Source organism: Sphingomonas sp. FUKUSWIS1 (genome assembly GCF_000733135.1).
GTDB classification, from domain to species: domain Bacteria; phylum Pseudomonadota; class Alphaproteobacteria; order Sphingomonadales; family Sphingomonadaceae; genus Sphingomonas; species Sphingomonas aerolata.
Genome location: NZ_JPJC01000108.1, coordinates 1 through 1474, shown reverse-complemented (window position 1 = coordinate 1474; position 1474 = coordinate 1). Strand labels below are relative to the sequence as shown.

The following is a 1474-nucleotide window of genomic DNA, read 5'->3' as shown; positions in this document are numbered from 1 at the left end:
ACGATTCTCGACGAGAGCTTCGCGTCGCTGGATCCACAGCGTCTTGGTCAATGCCTGGCCGCGGCGATCAGCCGGTCGCAGGCCCTGGTCGTCATCACGCATCGATGATCACGCATATTCGACTATGCCAGCGTCGCGCTCAGCGCGTCGATCGGAGCCTCAGGGTATCGTCAGACTTGGACAGACCCCTGCGGAAGCCAGACTTTTACAAGCCGCTTGGGAGTAACCCGTCTGTGGTTCTAGGCACCTGGTGCCTTAGATGCCTTTCGAAAAATTGGTATCCAGGTCGTTGGTGCGGATATCGGTCAATGCTCGCTTACTTCGTCCGGTAGACTGGCCAACACGCTCCGACTGCTCTTTTCCCATGAGATCGACCCTACGCTGAAGCGCGGGAGGCGTGACTGGCCGAGAAGATCGCAAAGCGTCGCGGCTTGCCTCTGCGTAAACTACGTAAATCTAGCCCATGATCCTTGACCTAAACTGGCCCGATCCAACGAGGTGGCCATGATCAAGACAATTCTCGCAATCGTGGAGGGCCCCGTCCGCGGTGGCAGCTTTATCGACGCGGTCCTTGGCTTAGCCGACCAGCGGCAGGCGCATATGATCTTCGATGTCCTGACCGCGGCACCCATGCTGTCGCCTAATCTTGCCCCGTTCGGCACGGTGTACACTTTGTCCAGCGAACTTCGGCAACTGGTCCGCGACCATGCCAGCAGCCTGCGCGCGCTCCTGCCGCCCGACAGCCAGGCGGAGATCGTGTCGCAATGCGACGATGTCGGGTGGATCCCGGGCGACGTCCGCGCCAGCGCGCCTCTCGCGGATCTCGTCATGATCGGTCCGCATGAGACCTGGTCGATCGATTGGCTCCGCCGCCGGACAATCGAGACCGTATTAATGGCCTCGGGCACGCCATTGTTGCTGCTGCCGCCGGGCCGCTCGATCCGCAACGTCGGTCACGCCGTGCTCGGCTGGAAGCCCGGGGCGACTGCGATGCGCGCCTTGCAGAATCTCGTCCGGCTCGCCGCGCCCGGTGCGCGGATCGATGTCGTTGCGATTAAACACGGTCTGGCCGATCAGCCGGAAACCGCGCTCGAACCGGTCGTCGCGCTGTTGCACCGCCACGGTTTCGGGGTTGAGGGGCATGCGCTAGACCGGAGCGGGAAAGCGCAGGACCGGTTGACCAGCTTCGCGCTCGATCGCGGTGCCGACCTCCTCGTTGTCGGCGGCTTTGCGCATTCACGGATGCGCGAGATCCTGCTCGGCGGCGTAACGCGCAGCCTGATCGACGATCCGCGTTTGCCCGTTCTCATGGCGCACTGAATGCCCGGCACGGCCACGCCGTCCGTCGATGCCGATCGCAGCGGACTGTCCAGCGCGGTCGCGGCCGAACGGCTTTTACGCGACGGCCCCAATGAATTGCCGCGCGCCGACCGGCATTCGGTGTTGCGGCTCGCGCTGGACGTGCTGCGCGAGC

2 protein-coding genes are annotated in these 1474 nt (G+C 63.6%); both read left to right on the top strand.

From position 1 onward, the window contains the following. Positions 1-504: 504 nt before the first annotated feature. Positions 505-1320: a universal stress protein gene (locus sphsw_RS07725; RefSeq protein WP_042466795.1), complete on the top strand. Its 816-nt coding sequence runs from the start codon at positions 505-507 to the stop codon at positions 1318-1320. Next, positions 1321-1474, top strand: a 154-nt coding sequence (locus sphsw_RS20880) for a cation-transporting P-type ATPase (RefSeq protein WP_200874017.1), incomplete at its 3' end; no start/stop codon positions are given.